This is a genomic window from Symbiopectobacterium sp., assembly GCF_047692315.1.
In the GTDB taxonomy this organism is placed as follows: Bacteria; Pseudomonadota; Gammaproteobacteria; order Enterobacterales; family Enterobacteriaceae; genus Symbiopectobacterium.
This window is the reverse complement of the sequence record NZ_JBLLJS010000005.1, coordinates 1-19,267: the sequence shown is the minus strand read 5'-3', so window position 1 is coordinate 19,267 and position 19,267 is coordinate 1. Positions and strand designations below refer to the sequence as shown.

At 52.4% G+C, this 19,267-nt stretch carries 13 protein-coding genes and 9 pseudogenes; 3 read left to right on the top strand and 19 right to left on the bottom strand.

Going from position 1 to position 19,267, the window contains the following annotated elements:
- Positions 1-21: 21 nt before the first annotated feature.
- Positions 22-934: pseudogene (locus tag ACMZI0_RS01655) on the bottom strand (LysR family transcriptional regulator).
- 116 nt (positions 935-1,050) lie between these two features.
- Here ACMZI0_RS01655 and ACMZI0_RS01650 point away from each other — a divergent pair.
- A pseudogene (locus tag ACMZI0_RS01650) lies at positions 1,051-2,041 on the top strand (zinc-binding alcohol dehydrogenase family protein).
- A gap of 65 nt (positions 2,042-2,106) precedes the next feature.
- Here ACMZI0_RS01650 and serA read toward each other — a convergent pair.
- Both serA and rpiA read right to left on the bottom strand, forming a co-directional pair.
- Positions 2,107-3,336, bottom strand: coding sequence for a phosphoglycerate dehydrogenase (serA, locus tag ACMZI0_RS01645; RefSeq protein ID WP_415671706.1), 1,230 nt, complete (start codon positions 3,334-3,336; stop codon positions 2,107-2,109).
- A 310-nt stretch (positions 3,337-3,646) separates the two neighbouring features.
- A complete protein-coding gene (rpiA, locus tag ACMZI0_RS01640) occupies positions 3,647-4,303 on the bottom strand; it encodes a ribose-5-phosphate isomerase RpiA (RefSeq protein WP_415671705.1) in 657 nt (218 codons plus the stop codon).
- A 203-nt stretch (positions 4,304-4,506) separates the two neighbouring features.
- Between rpiA and ACMZI0_RS01635 the strand changes: the two genes are divergently transcribed.
- Positions 4,507-5,400: a LysR family transcriptional regulator ArgP gene (locus tag ACMZI0_RS01635; RefSeq protein WP_415671704.1), complete on the top strand. Its 894-nt coding sequence runs from the start codon at positions 4,507-4,509 to the stop codon at positions 5,398-5,400.
- 17 nt (positions 5,401-5,417) lie between these two features.
- Here ACMZI0_RS01635 and ACMZI0_RS01630 read toward each other — a convergent pair whose 3' ends face one another.
- The 15 genes and pseudogenes from ACMZI0_RS01630 to ACMZI0_RS01560 form a co-directional block, all read right to left on the bottom strand.
- Positions 5,418-6,128, bottom strand: coding sequence for an oxidative stress defense protein (locus tag ACMZI0_RS01630; RefSeq protein ID WP_415671791.1), 711 nt, complete (start codon positions 6,126-6,128; stop codon positions 5,418-5,420).
- 188 nt (positions 6,129-6,316) lie between these two features.
- A pseudogene (argO, locus tag ACMZI0_RS01625) lies at positions 6,317-6,875 on the bottom strand (arginine exporter ArgO); the annotation flags it as partial.
- Positions 6,876-6,915: 40 nt separating this feature from the next.
- A pseudogene (gene mscS, locus ACMZI0_RS01620) lies at positions 6,916-7,779 on the bottom strand (small-conductance mechanosensitive channel MscS).
- A 137-nt stretch (positions 7,780-7,916) separates the two neighbouring features.
- On the bottom strand, positions 7,917-8,993 hold the full coding sequence (gene fbaA, locus ACMZI0_RS01615) for a class II fructose-bisphosphate aldolase (protein ID WP_415671703.1): 1,077 nt from the start codon (positions 8,991-8,993) through the stop codon (positions 7,917-7,919).
- Positions 8,994-9,128: 135 nt separating this feature from the next.
- Entirely contained in the window at positions 9,129-10,286 is a 1,158-nt protein-coding gene (gene pgk / locus ACMZI0_RS01610) for a phosphoglycerate kinase (RefSeq protein ID WP_415671702.1), read from the bottom strand.
- 76 nt (positions 10,287-10,362) lie between these two features.
- Complete coding sequence (gene epd, locus ACMZI0_RS01605; protein WP_415671701.1) at positions 10,363-11,379, bottom strand: erythrose-4-phosphate dehydrogenase; 1,017 nt, start codon at positions 11,377-11,379, stop codon at positions 10,363-10,365.
- A gap of 317 nt (positions 11,380-11,696) precedes the next feature.
- Complete coding sequence (locus tag ACMZI0_RS01600; protein WP_415671790.1) at positions 11,697-12,488, bottom strand: glycoside hydrolase family 88 protein; 792 nt, start codon at positions 12,486-12,488, stop codon at positions 11,697-11,699.
- A gap of 190 nt (positions 12,489-12,678) precedes the next feature.
- Positions 12,679-13,578, bottom strand: coding sequence for a dihydrodipicolinate synthase family protein (locus ACMZI0_RS01595; RefSeq protein ID WP_415671700.1), 900 nt, complete (start codon positions 13,576-13,578; stop codon positions 12,679-12,681).
- A gap of 89 nt (positions 13,579-13,667) precedes the next feature.
- Positions 13,668-15,653 (bottom strand): annotated as a pseudogene (locus ACMZI0_RS01590) (YjhG/YagF family D-xylonate dehydratase).
- Between the two features lie 113 nt (positions 15,654-15,766).
- Positions 15,767-16,901 (bottom strand): annotated as a pseudogene (locus tag ACMZI0_RS01585) (ABC transporter ATP-binding protein).
- A 13-nt stretch (positions 16,902-16,914) separates the two neighbouring features.
- Positions 16,915-17,486 (bottom strand): annotated as a pseudogene (locus tag ACMZI0_RS01580) (carbohydrate ABC transporter permease); the annotation flags it as partial.
- Positions 17,461-17,763, bottom strand: a pseudogene (locus ACMZI0_RS01575) (sugar ABC transporter permease); the annotation flags it as partial. The pseudogenes ACMZI0_RS01575 and ACMZI0_RS01580, both read right to left, overlap by 26 nt.
- A 220-nt stretch (positions 17,764-17,983) precedes the next feature.
- The gene (locus ACMZI0_RS01570; RefSeq protein WP_415671699.1) at positions 17,984-18,154 is read right to left on the bottom strand and encodes a hypothetical protein; all 171 of its coding nucleotides are present in this window, start codon (positions 18,152-18,154) and stop codon (positions 17,984-17,986) included.
- Between the two features lie 35 nt (positions 18,155-18,189).
- Positions 18,190-18,396, bottom strand: a complete 207-nt coding sequence (locus tag ACMZI0_RS01565; RefSeq protein WP_415671698.1) for a hypothetical protein — start codon at positions 18,394-18,396, stop codon at positions 18,190-18,192.
- 235 nt (positions 18,397-18,631) lie between these two features.
- Positions 18,632-18,745: pseudogene (locus ACMZI0_RS01560) on the bottom strand (Gfo/Idh/MocA family oxidoreductase); the annotation flags it as partial.
- On the opposite strand from ACMZI0_RS01560, the gene ACMZI0_RS01555 reads away from it, so the two are divergent.
- The gene (locus tag ACMZI0_RS01555; RefSeq protein ID WP_415671789.1) at positions 18,713-18,958 is read left to right on the top strand and encodes an IclR family transcriptional regulator C-terminal domain-containing protein; all 246 of its coding nucleotides are present in this window, start codon (positions 18,713-18,715) and stop codon (positions 18,956-18,958) included. The pseudogene ACMZI0_RS01560 and the gene ACMZI0_RS01555 sit on opposite strands and share 33 nt — an antisense overlap.
- Before the next feature lie 142 nt (positions 18,959-19,100).
- Here the strand turns inward: ACMZI0_RS01555 and ACMZI0_RS01550 are convergent.
- On the bottom strand, positions 19,101-19,267 hold a 167-nt coding region (locus tag ACMZI0_RS01550; RefSeq protein WP_415671788.1), incomplete at its 5' end, for a transketolase-like TK C-terminal-containing protein.

Sequence of the window (19,267 nt, the reverse complement as noted above, 5' to 3'; positions counted from 1 at the left end):
ATTATATAATGCGGCACGCAATCAGGATGAAAATGGCGTCGGCGTGACATATTCCGCCAGCGCATCATGTTGCAGCACAAATTCGATAAAGCAGGCCAAAGAAGGGGAATTGAGTTTTCTACTGGGGGACACCAAATAGAGTTCATTGGGCTCCGCGCGCCATTCTGACAACACGCGTACCAAAGGCCGGGGCAGATCGACACCCTCGACAAGAAAAGCAGGCAACAGGGTGATGCCCGCGCCCGACATCGCGCATTCACGGGCATAGAGCAGATTGTCCGTAGTGTGCGTCAACGGCAACAGCCAGCGATAGTCATCACTGCCGCGTTGCAATGACCACTCCGCCCAGGCGCGATGGGCAATACATTGATGAGACTGAAGCTGCTGCGGATGGACCAGCGCAGGATGGCGCGCCAGATAGTGCGGAGAGGCCACCAGGTAACGCGGTGTCACGCCCAAGGGGCCTGCCAATCAGTGAAGAGTCCTGCGGCTTACCGGTGCGAAATGCCACGTCAAAACCTTCATCGACTAAATCCACCAGCGTGTCAGAGATGGCAATTTCCAGAGACACGGCGGGAAAGCGGCGCTGAAACTCGGTGGTCAACCGCACCAGCAGCGTAGCGCCAAAACCGGCAGGGCTGGTGATGCGAAGCCGCCCACTCGGATTATCACGCAAATGTTGAATAGCGAGATCGGCGCGCTCACTGGCCTGCATCATCTCCTGGCAGTGGATCAGATAGCGCTCGCCAGCAAAGGTCAGGCTGATCTTACGCGTAGTGCGGTTTAGCAGCCGCAGCCCAAGCTGTTGTTCGAGCTGACTGATACGCAAGCTGAGGCTGGATTTGGCCATACCGGCCTTAAGCGCCGCCTGTGTCACACTGCCGCATTCGGCCACCAGCGCAAACAACGCCATATCTTGCCACTGCCTGAACATGGGGGGTTTAAACATGATTGTTCGCCTACAACAAACACTTCGTTAATGATTGTCCATCTTATCAGCACGATGGGTTCATTCTACACTTTTCTCATCGAAACAATGAGGAACACATCATGACCGTACATGCTATTGCCGTTGACCCACAGCATCCTGAACGTTTTATCGCCATTACCCAAGAGCAGCCACAGCCGGGCCCACACGATCTGCTGGTTGAGGTAAAAGCGGTATCCATCAATCCCGTCGATACCAAAGTACATGCCGGGTTGCGTAAAAACGGGTTAACCGAACCGCGCATGCTAGGCTGGGATGCCAGTGGTACCGTGCTTGCCATTGGCGAGCGCGTCAGCGGTTTTCAGGTGGGGGATGAAGTTTGGTACGTGGGCGATATCACGCGCTCTGGCAGCAACAGTTCTCATCAGTTAATTGATGCACGTATTGTGGCGCACAAACCTGTCTCTCTCGACTGGGCTGCTGCCGCTGACCGCGCTCACCGCCTGGGAAGGGCTGTTTGAGCACCTTGAGATTCAGGACGCTGATGCAGGGAAAAACCTGCTGATTATCGGCGGTACAGGCGGCGTCGGCTCTCTTGCGATCTCACTGGCAGCACTGCGCAGTGAGGTCAAGGTGATTGCCACCGCATCTCGTCTGGATTCGGCCGAATGGTGCCGCCAACGCGGCGCGGATCTCGTCGTTGATTATCGCGATTTGGTCGGTGAGCTGAAAAAAGCAGGCATCACTCAGGTGGATTATATTTTCTGTCTGAACGACACCGACGGGCACTGGAGCGCGATAAGCTCCTTGATTGCACCGCAGGGCAAGATCTGCACCATTGTTGAGAACGAACGACCGCTGGATCAAAACGAGCTAAAGCGTAAGAGTGCCTCGCTACATTGGGAATTCATGTTTACCCGCAGCATGTATCAAACGCCGGATATGGCGCAGCAAGGGAAAATTCTGCAAGAGGTGGCGCATCTGGTAGATGCGAGCAAGCTGCAAGGTACCGCCAGTGAAGTATTGAACGGTTTAAGCGTTGAAACGCTGCAACAGGCTCACGCCAAAGTGCTGGAAGGACATATGCGCGGCAAGGTAACTATCGCGTTGTAAGTCTCTTTTAAGCAAACAGCCCCAAATGGAGCTGTTTGTGATGACGTTAAACGCTCAACGAACACTTAGAACAGCAGGCGGGCGCGAATGGTGCCAGGAATCGCCTTCATCAGTTGCAGTGCCGTATTCGCCGCATCCGTTTCCACGTCGATCACCACATAGCCGATATCCGCGCTGGTTTGCAGATACTGAGCCACAATGTTGATACCTTGCTCGGCGAAAATATTGTTGATTGCCGTCAAAATACCCGGACGGTTTTCGTGAATGTGCAGCAAACGTGCGCGATCGCTCTGAACTGGTAGGGAAACTTCCGGGAAATTCACCGCAGAAAGCGTCGAACCGTTATCAGAGTATTTTGCCAGTTTACCGGCCACTTCCGTAGCGATGTTCTCCTGCGCTTCCTGAGTGGAGCCGCCAATGTGCGGCGTCAGCAGCACGTTGTCGAACTCCAGCAACGGAGAAACAAACGGATCGGTATTGGTTGCCGGTTCTTGCGGGAACACGTCAATCGCGGCACCGGCAATGTGTTGGCTACGCAGCACTTCGCACAATGCCGGGATATCGACTACCGTACCGCGCGATGCGTTGATCAGGATAGAACCCGGTTTCATCAGCGCCAGTTCTTCTGCGCCCATCACGTTCTGGGTGCTCGCGGTTTCCGGCACGTGCAGGCTGACCACGTCGCTCATGTTCAGCAATTCGGACAGATGACGCACCTGCTGAGCATTGCCTAACGGCAGCTTGCTCTCGATGTCGTAAAAGTAGACGTGCATCCCCAGACTTTCCGCCAGGATACCCAACTGGGTGCCAATGTGGCCGTAGCCAATGATGCTCAGTTTTTTGCCGCGCGCTTCAAAGGAGCCCACAGCTTGTTTGTGCCATACGCCACGGTGCGCTTTCGCATTGGCTGCCGGAACGCCGCGCAACAGCAGCAGCATTTCACCAATCACCAGTTCCGCCACGCTGCGGGTATTGGAGAAGGGAGCGTTGAACACCGGAATACCGCGCTTGGTCGCGGAAGGCAGCTCTACCTGGTTGGTGCCGATGCAAAAACAGCCCACCGCAACCAGTTTTTCTGCGGCTGCAAACACTTCTTCCGTCAGGTAAGTACGGGAACGCAAACCGACGAAATGCGCGTCACGGATGGAGGCTTTCAGCGCTTCCGTATCCAATGCACCTTTATGGTATTCAATGTTGGTGTAGCCTGCTGCGCGCAGGTTTTCCAACGCGCTCTGGTGAACCCCTTCCACCAGGAGGAATTTAATCTTGTCTTTTTCCAGTGATACCTTTGCCATTTCCCGACCTTATTTTCAGACTTCAGATGCCAATGAGCCAGCCAATTTGCCAAACAGCCTCTGCCAACATAACAAAAATTACGCCAGCAGCAAGACAATCGATTGCTTACCCGATTCTGCCAACGGCATCACAGACTCCCTTTTACAGTAAAAAAATAGGGATAAAGCATCGCCTTGCCAGATGTGCGGGGAACAAAATAAGAAAAAGTGATATTAAGTACCAAAAGTGAGACTTTAACAATAGCGGGGTTTTTAAGCAAAAAAAATCGGACGTTAACATCATGCCAACACCCGACGCTCAGGGGAGAGATTACTTCAGGGTTTTCACCCCGTCTGCCGTACCTACCAACGCAACGTCAGCGCCACGGTTGGCAAACAGACCGACAGTCACCACACCCGCAATCCCATTAATGCGGTTTTCCACCGCAATGGCATCAGAAATATCGAGGTTGTGCACATCGAGGATCACATTGCCGTTATCCGTCACTACGCCCTGACGATAAACCGGTTGGCCACCCAGTTTCACCAGTTCACGCGCCACATAAGCGCGCGCCATGGGGATAACTTCTACCGGCAACGGAAATTTCCCGAGAATATCCACCTGCTTAGAGGCATCGACAATACAGATAAACTGACGCGCAATGGCGGCAATGATCTTCTCACGCGTCAACGCCGCGCCACCACCTTTGATCATTTGCATATGCGGGTTGATCTCATCAGCGCCGTCCACATAGATATCCAGTTCATCAACCTCGTTACTGTCGAATACCGGAATGCCTAAGCTTTTCAGTTTCTCGGTCGACGCCACGGAGCTGGATACTGCGCCTTTAATCTGGTGTTTGATTGAACCCAGCGCGTCAATGAAGTGCGCTGCCGTTGAACCCGTTCCTACCCCAACAATGGTATCCGGGCGGACATAATCCAACGCGGCCCAGCCGACCGCCTTTTTCAGTTCATCTTGTGTCATGGTCTTTATCGTGCCTGCAAATTACAGTGAGAAGAGAGAGGCGTATTATAGAGCAAGCGCCACCAGAAACGACGCCAATCGCCGCGCGTCATCCGATTATTTTCGGCCATGAGTGTGAAATGAGACAGATTTTTAGCGTGTTCAGGCGGAAAAATGTGGCATAGTGCAAAGATCAAGTTTTATCCATAGGAAATGGCACCTTCATGAAACGACCGGACTATCGCACACTTCAGGCTTTGGATGCCGTGATCCGTGAGCGCGGATTTGAACGCGCCGCGCAAAAATTGTGCATCACGCAATCCGCCGTTTCGCAACGCATCAAGCAGTTGGAAAATCTGTTCGGACAACCCCTGTTGGTCAGAACCATTCCACCGCGCCCCACGGAACAAGGGCAAAAATTGCTGGCGCTGTTGCATCAAGTGGAGTTGCTGGAAGAAGAGTGGCTGGGCAACGATGCCAGCAGCGATATCCCGCTGTTGCTATCGCTTGCGGTCAACGCCGACAGTCTGGCAACCTGGCTGTTGCCCGCGCTGCAACAGGTGCTGGTCGATTCCCCCATTCGTCTTAATCTGCAAGTGGAAGATGAAACCCGCACCCAAGAACGCTTGCGTCGTGGTGAAGGGGTGGGTGCAGTCAGTATCCAGCCGCAACCGTTGCCGAGTTGTCTGGTGGATAAACTCGGGGCGCTGGATTATCTGTTCGTCGCCTCACCGGATTTCGCCGCGCGCTACTTCCCGAATGGCGTAACCCGTTCCGCCTTGTTGCGTGCACCTGCCGTTGCCTTTGACCACCTGGATGACATGCATCAGGCGTTCTTGCAGCAGAATTTCGATCTCTCGCCCGGCAGCGTGCCCTGCCATATCGTTAACTCGTCAGAAGCCTTCGTGCAACTGGCGCGACAAGGCACCACCTGCTGTATGATCCCTCATCTGCAAATCGAAAGAGAATTGGCAAGCGGCGATCTGGTCGATCTGACGCCGGGCCTGTTCCAGCGCCGTATGCTGTACTGGCATCGTTTCGCGCCAGAAAGCCGGATGATGAGAAAGGTCACGGATGCCCTGCTCTCGCACGGGCATCGCGTATTGCGCCAATCCTGACGCCTTTCAAAAAGGCGTTACTGATTGGGTTGCAGCTCGAACACCACGTCAACCTGATCGTCAAACTGGATGCTTTGCTGTTCGTAAGTCTGCGCCACACCAGCCTCTGCGGCGACGCCCGCCGCTTTAAACATACGGGCCATGGGAACCGGCTGATAGTTGGCAACCTGGTAGCGGATGCTGTAAATCGGCCCTAGCTTGGCGTTGAATCCGGTTGCCAGTGCTTTTGCCTGGCTGGTCGCCGTTTCTATCGCCCGCTGACGAGCCTGATCGCGATAGGCTTCCGGGTTGGCAACCCCAAGCTCCACGCCACGGATTTCCGTCAACCCAGCGCGCAGCGCACCGTCCAGCAACGCGTTTAGCTGATCCAGTTGGCGTACCGTTACCGCCACCTGACGCACCGCGCGATACCCTTTCAGTTCAGAGCGACCATCTTTCAGAAAATCGTATTCAGGATGGGTGCGCAGGTTTGCTGCGCTGATGTCTTTTCTTTCAATACCGTGTTTTTCCAGATAGGCGAAATATTGCGCTACACGATCGTCCACTTGCTTCTTGGCATCAGCCACGTCTTTCGATGAAACGCTGACCTCAATCGCCAGATTCGCTATATCCGGAGTGGCATCTACGCTCGCTTTGCCAGATGTCACAATGTGCGGTCCGTTCGGCAATTCAGCGGCCTGCCCGGACAACGGAAGCGTACCTAATCCTAACAGGGCGGCTATCGCCAGTGCTTTTTAGCTTCACAGTGTCGTTTCTCCTGATTCCATTTGATATTGCGCCGTTGCACGCCAAGATTACGGCTACGCGCCTGTGCTGTGGATCTGCATACTGTCATAGGTAAGCATAGTGCACAGGCTAGGTTGGCTTAAATATAGGTGAATTCCGGAATACCGTAAAAAAACGTCAAGTTACAGCACTATTGCATGCCAGAATGTGCGAGTTGCAGCGCAATACTCCACATGATTATCCCAACAAAGGCATTAATCACGTGCTGCGCTTTGGGCGTGTTCAACCACGGGGCCAGCCAGGACGCCAGCAACGCCAATGCAAAGAACCACAGGAATGAAGCAGTAATGGAGCCCAATGCAAACCAACTGCGCGCATCGGGCGCCATCTGTCCGCCAATGCTGCCCTGTACCACGAAAGTATCCAAATAGACATGCGGATTCAGCCAGGTCAACTGCCAATACAGTGGCGATAACGCGCCAGCGGCTTTGCCGCGCAATCTCAACGCTCACCACGCTAAGCTAGCGGTTGAAGACCACTTTGAACGCGCCCCAACCGTACCAAAACAGAAAAGCAACGCCTCCCCAGGTGATCAGTGACAGCAGTAGCGATGACTGGCTCAGCAACGCACTGCCGCCAAAGATACCGGCACAGATCAAGATGACATCGCTCAATGCGCACAACAGGGCAATCATCAGATGATACTGACGCCGAATCCCCTGATTCATCACGTAAGCGTTTAGGCATCCGTGCGCTTAGCACCGGATGCCTAAAGAGGATTAACGAAAATTACTCGTGAGTTGATGCAGGCTTGCTTTGATGCAAATGCACATCCATTTGCGGATAGGGGATACCGATGTGATGGGCATCCAGCGCGCGTTTGGGGTTTTCCAGCAGATCCCAGTATACCGCTTGCGCGTTACCGTTGGTGGTCCAGACCCAGACAACAAAGTTGAGTGAAGACGCAGCCATCTCGTTCAGGCGAATAGTGACGCCTTTGTCATGCTGAATACGCGCATCTGCGGCAACAATATCACCCAGAAGGGTTTTTACCTGATCAATATCTGCATCATAGGCAACGCCCACGATCAACTCTACACGGCGATCCGGCTCACGGCTGCTATTGATGATATTGCCTGCGATGATTTTACCGTTTGGTACCACAATCACCTTGCCATCACCGGTACGCAGTGTGGTCGAGAAAATCTGACCTGAGTAACAACCCCCGCAACGCCGCCCAGATCGACGGATTCCCCCGTACGGAACGGGCGGAACATCACCAGCAACACGCCCGCCGCGAAGTTTGACAGCGATCCTTGCAACGCGAGGCCAACGGCCAAACCCGCAGCACCGAGCACGGCAATCACCGATGCCGTTTGTACTCCAACGCGGCTCAATACCGCAATCAACGTAAAGGCAATAATGCCGTAACGCACCAGTGCGGCGAGGAAATCCGCCACGGTGGTATCAATTCCCCGCGCCACCATCACTTTACTGATGCCATTCGATACCACACGCGCCACCAGCAGGCCGATAAGCAAAATGATAATGGCAGCCACCACGTTTACCGCATATTGCAACAGCAGCGCTTCGTTGTTGACGCCCCATACGGCTCAGACTTTCGGTTACATCCAGTTCTTCGCACTCTCCCATTTTTTGCATTTCTCCCTTTGAAAGGGATCGTTCACACCCAAAATAGCCCTTGAAGCAGGCCAGAAAAAATTAAGGCTCCTGATAAAAGGAGCCTCTTATTTTCATGCATTGTTTGGCAATGCACTTATTAATATAGATTACAGTACGTCGATTGCGTTCAGTTCTTTAAACGCTTTTTCTAAACGCGCAACCATTGTTGCCTGGCCAGCACGCAGCCAAACGCGCGGATCGTAGTACTTCTTGTTCGGCTTGTCTGCGCCTTCCGGGTTACCCAATTGCCCTTGCAGGTAGCCTTCGTTTTTCTTGTAGTATGCCAACACGCCTTCCCAGGTTGCCCATTGGGTGTCGGTGTCGATGTTCATTTTTACCACACCGTAGCTAACGGCTTCAGCAATCTCTTCCGCCGTGGAGCCGGAACCGCCGTGGAACACGAAGTCCAGGCTGTTGTGCGGCAGGTTGAATTTTTTGGAAACATATTCCTGCGAGTTGTGCAGGATTTTCGGCATCAGTTGCACGTTACCCGGCTTGTAAACGCCATGCACGTTGCCGAACGACGCCGCGATGGTGAAACGCGGACTGATGGCGTGCAGTTTTTCATAGGCATAAGCCACATCTTCCGGCTGGGTGTAAAGTGCAGAGTTATCAAGGTGGCTGTTGTCCACGCCATCTTCTTCACCACCGGTGCAACCCAGTTCGATTTCCAGAGTCATGTTGATTTTTGCCATGCGCTTGAGGTATTCGCTGCAAATCTCGATGTTTTCTTCCAGAGACTCTTCCGACAGGTCGATCATGTGGGAGGAGAACAGCGGTTTGCCGGTTGCAGCAAAGTGTTTTTCGCCGGCTTCCAGCAGGCCATCCAACCAGGGCAGCAGTTTTTTGGCGCAGTGGTCAGTGTGCAGAATGACCGGAATGCCGTAGTGCTCAGCCATCAGGTGAACGTGTTGTGCGCCAGAGATGGCACCGAGGATAGCAGCTTTCTGGCCTTCCGCTTTCAGGCCTTTACCCGCTGTGAACGCGGCCCCCCCGTTAGAGAACTGAACGATAACCGGTGCGCGAACTTTCGCTGCCGCTTCCAGCACCACATTGACGGAGTCGGTACCGACGCAGTTGACTGCGGGCAGAGCAAAGCCATTTTCCTTTGCTACTGCGAAAACTTTCTGAACGTCATCGCCAGTGATGACACCAGGTTTTACGAAATCAAAAATTTTAGACATGTTACGTGTCCCGTCTCGTTGGCCGTGGAGGGTTGAGATAATGATTACGGGCCGGACGCACAGCGCCCGAACCCACCGCTGCCCACTCGATGAGCAGGCAACGGGCTGCCGGGTGACACCCCCGGCAAAGCGGCATTACTGCTTAGCACGCCCTTCCAGCATGACTACCGCAGGCAGTTTTTTCCCTTCAACGAATTCCAGGAAGGCACCACCGCCGGTAGAAATATAAGAAATCTTGTCTGCAATGCCGAACAGATCAATCGCTGCCAGCGTGTCGCCACCACCAGCGATGGAGAACGCGTCGCTGTCTGCAATCGCCTGAGCGATGATTTCAGTCCCTTTGCGGAAGTTCGGGAATTCGAACACGCCAACCGGGCCGTTCCACAGAATGGTCTTGGCATTTTTCAGAATGTCAGCCAGGCGCTCTGCAGACACATCACCCAAGTCCAGAATCTGTTCATCATCTTTGATGGCAGTAACAGACTTCAAGGTTGCGGTTTCGGAGAATTCCGTTGCCACACGCACATCGCTCGGAACCGGAATATCGCAGGTTTCCAGCAGTTTTTTCGCTTCAGGGATCAGATCCGCTTCATACAGGGATTTGCCGACATTGTGGCCCTGTGCAGCAACAAAGGTGTTGGCAATGCCGCCGCCGACAATCAGTTGGTCAGCGATTTTGGACAGCGAGTCCAGCACGGTCAGCTTGGTGGACACTTTGGAACCACCAACAATAGCCACCATCGGACGTGCAGGATTGCTCAGCGCTTTACCCAGTGCTTCCAGCTCATCTGCCAACAGCGGGCCTGCACACGCGATATCAGAAAACTTGCCAACACCGTGGGTAGACGCTTGCGCACGGTGTGCTGTACCAAACGCGTCCATCACGAACACGTCACACAGCGCAGCGTATTTCTTCGACAGCACTTCGTTGTCTTTCTTCTCGCCCTTGTTGAAGCGAACGTTTTCCAGAACCACCAGTTCACCTTCGGTAACATCAACGCCATCCAGATAATCCTTCGCCAGACGCACTGGAGAAGAAATTTTTTCTTTCAGATAGTTAACTACCGGCAGCAGGGAGAATTCTTCGTTGTATTCCCCTTCGGTCGGGCGTCCCAGGTGGGAAGTCACCATGACACGCGCGCCTTGTTTCAGGGCGATTTCAATGGTCGGCAACGACGCACGGATACGCGCATCAGACGTCACTTTACCTTCTTTTACCGGCACGTTCAGATCCGCACGGATCAGTACGCGTTTACCAGCCAGATCCAGATCGGTCATCTTAATTACAGGCATGGTGAATCCTCTTGTTGATTCTCTTATAAAGTTGTGTGATCGAGATTAAAATCCCTGATAATTCAATTACATATAACTAAAAGCCACAGGCCACCATCGCTCGGATGGTATCCAACATGCGATTGGCGAAACCCCATTCGTTATCGCACCAGACCAGCGTCTTTATCAGGTGCGATCCACTGACCCGCGTCTGCGTACCGTCTACAATAGCACTGTGCGAATCGTGATTAAAATCGGCTGAAACTAAAGGTAATTCCGTATAGTCAACTATACCACGAAATGCTCCATGCGCTGAATTTTGAAAAATCGCATTGATTTCATTAATATTTACCGCTTGCCTTACCGTTACGCTCAAATCAATCGCGGTGACGTTAATCGTTGGCACACGCACTGAAATCGCCTCAAAACGGTTAGTGAACTGCGGAAAGATACGCGTAATGCCTGCCGCCAGTTTGGTATCCACCGGAATGATGGACTGGCTGGCTGCACGGGTACGGCGCAAATCGCTGTGGTAGGCGTCGATCACCGGTTGATCGTTCATCGAAGAGTGAATCGTGGTGACCGTGCCGCTTTCAATACCGAACGATTCATCCAGCAATTTAATAATGGGGATAATGCAGTTGGTGGTACAGGAGGCGTTAGACACAATGTGGTGTTCTGGCTGCAACGTCTCGTGGTTAACGCCAAACACGATAGTGGCATCGATATCGTTGGCACCGGGATGAGAAAACAGCACTTTCTTGGCACCGGCGGCCAGATGCGCCTCGCCGTGCGCACGACTGCCATACACACCGCTGCAATCCAGCACCACGTCCACGCCTAGTTCTCGCCAAGGCAGCCCCTCGATCTCACGCTGGTGCAGCAGCAGAATGGTGTCATCGCCCACGTAGAGCTGATCGCACTCCTGGCGCACATCCCAGGCAAAACGTCCATGGCTGGTGTCATATTTCAGCAGGTGCGCCATGCCTTCTGCGCTCGCCAGCTCGTTAATTGCCACCACGCTAATATCAGCCCGGCGCCCGGATTCGTACAGTGCCCGTAACACGCTTCGGCCAATACGGCCAAAACCGTTTATCGCAATACGAATTGTCATCTCATTCTCTGTATCAAGCTGAACACTCGAATAGGTAAGCTGTATAGAATAATCAGTACCAACACTGGAATAAACCGTTACGTAAGACTATTCTCGGGCAACGCCCCTGCCCTTAGCAATCCATCTGCGGGATAAATTCGCCGCTATTCGGGATCAATCGCCTTAATTACGCCAAATTAAACGATTCAGCTAGCATAATGCAAATTTTCAGCAAAGGAAATATCTCTACCAGAGCGCTTGCAGAACAGTGACGTAGTTCAAAGAAAATGCGGTATCGGCATGGCAAGAAATCGCATTTTGCCATGCCGAGGTGTTTATCAGGCAGGATCTACGCGCAGGAGAGCGGGATGGCGCAGCATCTCAGCCAATGCCAACATCGTTAATGATTGCCCATAGGAGCGTTGGCGAATGGGCACATCGGTATATTCTGGCAACGTCATAAACACCGGCGTGCCGGAAGAGACTTCTGCCAACTGCCCCTGCTGATCGATGCGCGCCAGCAATGCATCAATGGCTTTAATGCCCGCATCGGCAAAGCGGCTATCCAGAATGCCTAACCGATACCCTTTCAGAAAGGCGTAGGCGATCGCCGCCCAGCCATTGCCCCGCCCCCATAACGCACCGGCAAAGTGGTGTTTTTCTGTGAAGTGCCAGCCGTGCCGCCACAGACCGCTAACAGGATCGCTTAAAAATTGCGTATGCAGCAAGAACTGGTAGATGACCTCTTCGCAATAGGCGGGCTTGTTGAGAAGTTGCCCGGCCTTAACGTGGAACAAGCCGTCCATAAACAGGGTATCGACCCACAGTTGCCCTTCATTATTACGCGTAGCAGTGGTGTGGGCGAACCCGCCCATTTCGGTACGCAACAGCCCTTGCTCAATCCACTCGCCGTATTCATTCACCAACGCGCGCCACTTTGCATTTTCCTGTTGTTTCAACAGCGACACTAACGTCAGCATCGGCGCAACGTGGTTGACATTTTTTACTGCCGCCTCTGCCTGATGGCGTTCAAACCAGGCGCTCAGGTAGTCGACATAGGTTTGATCCCCGGTCGCTTCGTACAAGCGCCAAATGCCATATAACCCCACCCCTTGTGACCAGTCCCACAGTTCAATCTACATATCCGAACCATAGGCACCAATCGATTTGAGATAAGCGTCATCCTCACGGATGGCGATGATCTCCTGATACAGCGCGGCGAGTTTCCCGGTAATGACTGATTTATCCAGCATGTGTCTCTTCCTGAATGTTGGGCTACAGAGACGCGCTTAACGGCAACGTCTCTGTAACGCGGGGAGGCTATTCCCCAATAGCGATATCGACCTCACGCAGCTGCTGTTTCATTTCTGGGCTGGGCGGCGTCGCAGGTGCAGACACAGCAGCCGAAATCAGTGAGCCGGTAAGATGAATCGCTTCTTTTATCAGGCCGGTAAATGGAACTTCGAGGGTGTAGATCTTCGACAACACGGCCAGACGGCGCAACAGCGCTTGCACCGCAACCATATCTTTGGCCAGAAATGCTTGATAGATGCCACAGGTAATTTCCAGTGCAAAATTGGAGGTGGCTGGGATCACGCCATCGCCGCCGAGCAACAGCGTATCGATAGCATACTCATCAAACCCGCAAAAAACCAGAAAATTAGGATGACGGCCTTTCACTTCCGTAATCACCTGACGAATATGGCTCATGCAATCGACAGTATCTTTGATACCCACAATATTGGCGCAATTGTCAGCCAGGCGACCGATCAATTCGACAGAAAGATTCTGTCCGGTCAATACCGGGAAGTTATATAACAGTTGCGGAATAGCCACAGCATCAGCAATAGACTTATAGTGATTATAAAGGCGTTCATCAGACATCAGCGCGTAATAAGGATTCACAATCATCACCGCATCAGCGCCAATATCTGACGCGTGTTGCGTTAATGCAATAGCCTCTGCCGTGGAACAGGATGCCGTACCGATAATAACCGGTTTGCGCCCATTCACTTTTTCTACGCAAAATTCAGCAATCGCTTTGCGCTGCTCCTGGGAGAAATTGGCAAACTCTCCCGCACTCCCCAAAAATAAAAAACTGTTTATGGCAGAGTCAATTAATCTTTCAATTAATATTCCCATACCTTCCGGATCAAATTGACCTTTTTCATCAAGAATTGTTGGAACCGGAGGAATAACACCCGCAAGTGTTTTAAACATAAGTCACCACCTTTTTCCGTATGTGGAAAATAATATTATCGCTATAATGGAGGTGGGCGCGCAGCAGGCCGCCCGAATTAAAACCAAAATCAATTACTGTTATTTTCTTCTAACGCTTTCAGACCAGCATTGATAACTTCAAGAATCTTATCGGTGTCGTAAATGCAGCCCTTCCTGGTTCCCCCACTGGCAGCCTGCAAAGCGGCCCACAAACGAGTGTCATCGGGTAAGTCTGGATGCGCCCGTAATTCAGGATGTACCGGGCGTCTCGCCAGCACGGCGGCACCTTCTTCGGGAGATAGCGGATGCCCTTCTGTACCAATAAAATTAATGGAGCCGACCAGCTGATTCCGGTCAATGATCATTTCAATGATGTCGCCATCGCGCAGCTTGCCAATCGGCCCCCCGCCAAGGCTTCCGGCCCGATATGACCGATACAGGCACCGGTCGACACGCCAGAGAAACGCGCATCAGTCAGCAGAGAAACATATTTGCCATAACAGAGAGATGTTTCAGCGCTGACGTGAGCTGGTAGGTCTCTTCCATCCCGGTTCCCGACGGCCCGCCGCCAATAACCACCATCATGTCACCCGCCTGAATCGCCCCCTGCTTGATGGCACTGATCCCCGCCTTTTCTGAGGTAAATACTTTAGCCTTGCCGGTGTGACGGTAAATGCCCTGCTCATCCACCACCGAGGCATCGATCGCCGTCGATTTAATCACGGAACCTTCCGGGGCAATGTTACCGGAGGGGGAGGTAATGGTGGAGGTCAAACCGCGCGCCTTGGCTTGCTCTGGGCTCATGATCACTTCATCAGGCTGGACACCATCGCATTCCACCAGCAATTCGCGGAAACGGCGTCGACGTTCAGAGCGTTCCCACACATCGAGATTATCGCCCAGGGTTTCGCCCGTCACCGTTAGCACATCCTCATGCAGCAACCCGAGTTTGCGCAGATGCAGCATCACTTCCGGTACGCCACCGGCCATAAAGGCCCGAACGGTAGGATGGTAGTCCGGTCCATTGGGCAACACACTGACCAGTCGCGGTACTTTGCGGTTGATTGCCATCCACTGCTCAACGGTCGGTGTTTTGCAGCCCGCTGCATGGGCAATCGCAGGAATATGCAACAACAGGTTGGTTGAGCCGCCAAAGGCTGCGTGTACCGTCATCGCATTCTCAATAGCTTTGTCGGTAATAATGTCCTTGGTGGTTAACCCTTTGAGCTGCATCAGCAGCGCTGCTCTGGCAGACTGTCTGGCGATGTCCAGCCACACTTCCTGCCCGCCGGATGGCGCCAGTGCAGAATGGAGCAATGCCAGCCCTAATCCTTCTGCCACCACCTGCGACATCCCCGCAGTACCAAGGAACTGACAGCCGCCCCCCCCGGAGAGGCGCAAGCCCGGCAGCCCAGTTCGGCGGCCTCTTTCAGGCTCAGTTCATGATTGGCAAAACGGGCACCAATCGTCTGAATTTTACCGGCATCCTCACCGTGCGTCGGCGGCAACGTTGCGCCACCGGGAACGATGATGGTCGGTAAATGGTGCGTCGCCGCCAGCGCGATCATCATCGCAGGCAACCCTTTGTCACAGATCGCTACACCAATCACGGCTTTACGGGTGGGCAAAGAGCGAATCAACCGCCGAAAGACCATGGCCGCATCATTACGGTAGGGCAAGGAGTCAAACATGCCGGTTGTCCCTTGCGAACGACCATCACAGGGATCGCTGACATAAGCGGCAAACGGCACGCCATTCTCTTTGGCGATGGTTTCTGCGGCAGCGCGCATCTGCAAGCCGATTTCCCAGTGCCCGGTATGGTATCCCAACGCAATGGGGCGGCCATCCTCTGCGCGAATACCTCCTTGCGTGCCAAGGATCAACACTTCGGTGCCGAGCAGTCGGTTTGGATCCCACCCCATTCCCGCGTTGAGCGTTAAGCAAAAAATATTCCCGCTCGGTGAATCCACCAGCATTTCTGGTGTTAACGGCAGTGCCCCAGCCGGACCTTCTGCATGCGTCTTGATATTGTAGATACCGGGATCTGCGCTATTAAAGATAACGTTAAGCGACATGATGGGAACTCCTTAATAACCCGTATGCCTTACCCAAAAATACAACCGAAAAACCATTATCCTGCCGATGGCTTTGTGATGCTGTTAAGCCATCGGTATTTGAGGAAATATGACTACGCCAGAGAAATATTTCGTTCCGTTTTTGCATCAAAGATATGGCACTTATCCATATCAAACTGGAAATAGACCGTCTTATGCATAGCGTTGGCGATAATCACTCTGGCCTGATCCGAAGGCATACGGCAGGTCAGTTCAAAATTATCCACCTTTAAATACATAAAGAATTCGTGGCCCATATTCTCCACGCGAATCAATTCGCCCTGAGAATGGTTTTCGACAAACTGTGTTAATGAAACGCTGACATACTCTGGGCGCACACCAAAAAACACATCCTGACCGAGATAGGCTCTAACGTTATCCTGCTGCGATGCATTAAGCGCCAATGTAGAATTTCCGACAGCCAATGCCACCTGCCCGTCCCGCTCCACCAGCTTGCTCGGTTTGATGTTCATTTCCGGCGCGCCGATAAAGCCTGCTACGAACATGTTTTTCGGGTAGTGATAGAGGTTATCCGGCGTATCGACCTGCATGATGTGGCCCAGCTTCATCACGCAGATACGGTCACCCATGGTCATGGCTTCGGTCTGGTCATGGGTAACGTACACGCTGGTCGCGGGTTTGCCGCTTTTCTTCGACTGCTTGTGCAGATCAGAGATACGGATACGCATGGAGGCACGCAGTTTGGCGTCCAGGTTGGATAAGGGTTCATCAAACAGGAACACATCCGGTTTTTTCACGATGGCGCGACCGACTGCGACACGCTGCGCCTGACCACCGGATAACTGGCGCGGCAGACGGTCCATCAACTCTTCAAGTTCAAGAATCTTGGCCGCTTCGTTAACCTGCTCGTCGATCTTCTCTTTCGGCAATTTCGCCAGTTTCAGACCGAATGCCAGGTTCTCGCGCACCGTCATATGTGGGTAGAGCGCATAGTTCTGGCTGGAACACCATCGCGATACCGCGATCTTTCGGCACCAGATTATTCACGATGCGCTCACCGATACGGACTTCACCGCCGCTAATTGTCTCCAGACCCGCCAACATACGCAGGGTGGTGGATTTCGCACAGCCCGATGGCCCGACGATAACCATGAACTCACCGTCTTTGATGGTCAGGTCGATACCGTGAACCGCTTTGAAACCGTTGGAGTAAACTTTCTCCAGTTTGTTAAACGTAACTTCAGCCATGATAAATCCTCAATTAACCTTTAATTCCGCTGCTGGTGACGCCCTGTACGAAGTAGCGTTGAGCAAAGAAGAAAATAATGATGGGCGGCAGAATAGAGATACTCGCCATCGCCAGAATTTCATTCCACGGCGCGCCTTCCGTCACGTCGATGGACATTTTCAGTGCCAGTGCTATCGGATACTTATCTACGCTGTAGACGTAGATAAGTGGACCGATAAAATCGTTTATGGACCACATGAACTGGAACAGGGCCACAGAAATAATGGCCGGTTTGAGGATCGGTACTACCACATACCACAGCACCTGAAAGGAGTTGCAGCCATCGATCTGCGCCGCTTCTTCCATGTCACGCGGTACACCGCGCAGGAACTGGATCAGCATGAATACGAAGAACCCCTGCGTTGCAAAGGCCAACGGAATATACAGCGGCATGTAACTGTTCAGCATGCCCATTTCACGGAACATGATGTATTGCGGAATCAACAACACGGTACTGGGCAGCAACATGGTGGTAATCAGCGTGGCAAACCAGAATTTCTTCCACGGTCAAAGCGGGCAAAACCGTAGGCCACGATGGTTGAAGTTGAGGATGAACGCAATGCCTAATGCAAACGCCAGCTTCTACAATGGAATGGTCAGAAAGACATAGGCAAAGGTCACGCCCATGGATTTCCAGAACAATGCGTCTTCCGTCAGCATATAACGGTAGTTTTCCACCCCGTTAAATACCGGCGGATTCATTAAATCATATTCAGTAAAGCTCAGTACAAACGATGAGACAAAGGGGAATGCCGTAAATATCAACAGCCCTATAATATAGGGTGAGACATAGGCCAGTACCAATAGCTTGTTTTCATTCATGGGTACTTACCTGTTGAGATGCGAGAGGGTAAATTTATTTACCCCTTCACAAATAAAAACCCTGGTGTTGAATATCCCCGCTGATTGACTCATATCAACGGGAACGTGCGTAACAAATAAAAAAGACATTCTTATCGCCGGATGTGAGTGTGGCATTCACCCGGCGCTATTTATTTTTTGCAGAAAATCAGCGTTTTCTGTCAAATATTATCAAACTTGATCAGATGATTCTTTTCAGTACACGTTCACCGGCTTTCGGGAAACTCGTAGCGACGTCTTCGATAGACATTTTGCCGCAATCATATTGTTGGAGATAATCCAGGAATACGGACAGCAGCTTTTGGTTCTCAAAATAAGGTGAGACTTTTACATCGCCGGTCAGTTTATTCACTTGCTCCAATGACTAAGCTTGAATATCACCGCTTTTCAATATGCCCTCTTTTCCAGCGTCGCTACGGCGATTTTGCTGAGAGGGATGCCGCGTTGCGGCCCCATGGTTTTGATACCGGCAGGATCGTTAAGCATAAAGTTAATAAACTTGGCTGCTTCTTCTGGGTGCTTGGTGCTGTTCCCGATAGAGAAAATCTGTGAGGGTTTAAAGAGCAAACCGGAGTCTTTAGCACCTGGCAACATTGGATACGGTCCGTCCAAGAACCAGCTGTGACGGCGCTTTGAGGCTATCAGCATAGGTGCCTTCCGTCGTCCAGATATAGGTTCCACCCAGTTTGCCTTCCAGCCACGGGCGGATCTCCCAGGCGTTGGCTTTACCAAATGCGGTAAAATACTTCATGGAAGGGATAACGTGGTTATCCACCAGTTTTTTATACAAACCGAAGAATTCCAGCCACTGCTCCGGCGTGTAATTAAATTGCTTTTTCTCTTCATCGATGGTCATGGGCTTTTCACTGATAACATCACAACCCAGCTCCATAGCACGCACAATATAGTGATGGTGTGTGCGGTCAATGGAGGTGACGATGACGAAAAGGCTTTGGAAAAAAAGCTCAGTCATATAAGCTGGCAAACGAAAACCGCCAGCACACTCACAACGCCAGAAGCCTATCGCCAGCATCTGATCAGTGTGCGTCAGCAAGGATGGGCGTTTGATAACGAAGAAGATATCGTCAGGCCGCCTCGATTACCGACAGCAGCGGGCAGGTCATTGCCGCCATCAGTGCCGTTGGCACGGTGTTAGATATCGATCCGGCAAAGTTACAGTGGATTATCGATCCCCTGTGTCGCACTGCCGCCCATATCTCTTGGCAACTGGGGAAGCGAATCAGGCATAAAAAAACGGCGTCTATCAGACGCCGTTTTACACTGTTAAACGCGGTGGCTTATTTCAGCAACGCGCTGGCTTTTGCCACCACGTTATCAACCGTAAAGCCAAACACCTCGAACAGTTTTTCCGCCGGAGCCGACTCGCCGAAGCTGGTCATGCCCACAATCGCGCCGTTCAGGCCGACATACTTGTACCAGTAGTCTGCAATCCCCGCTTCGATCG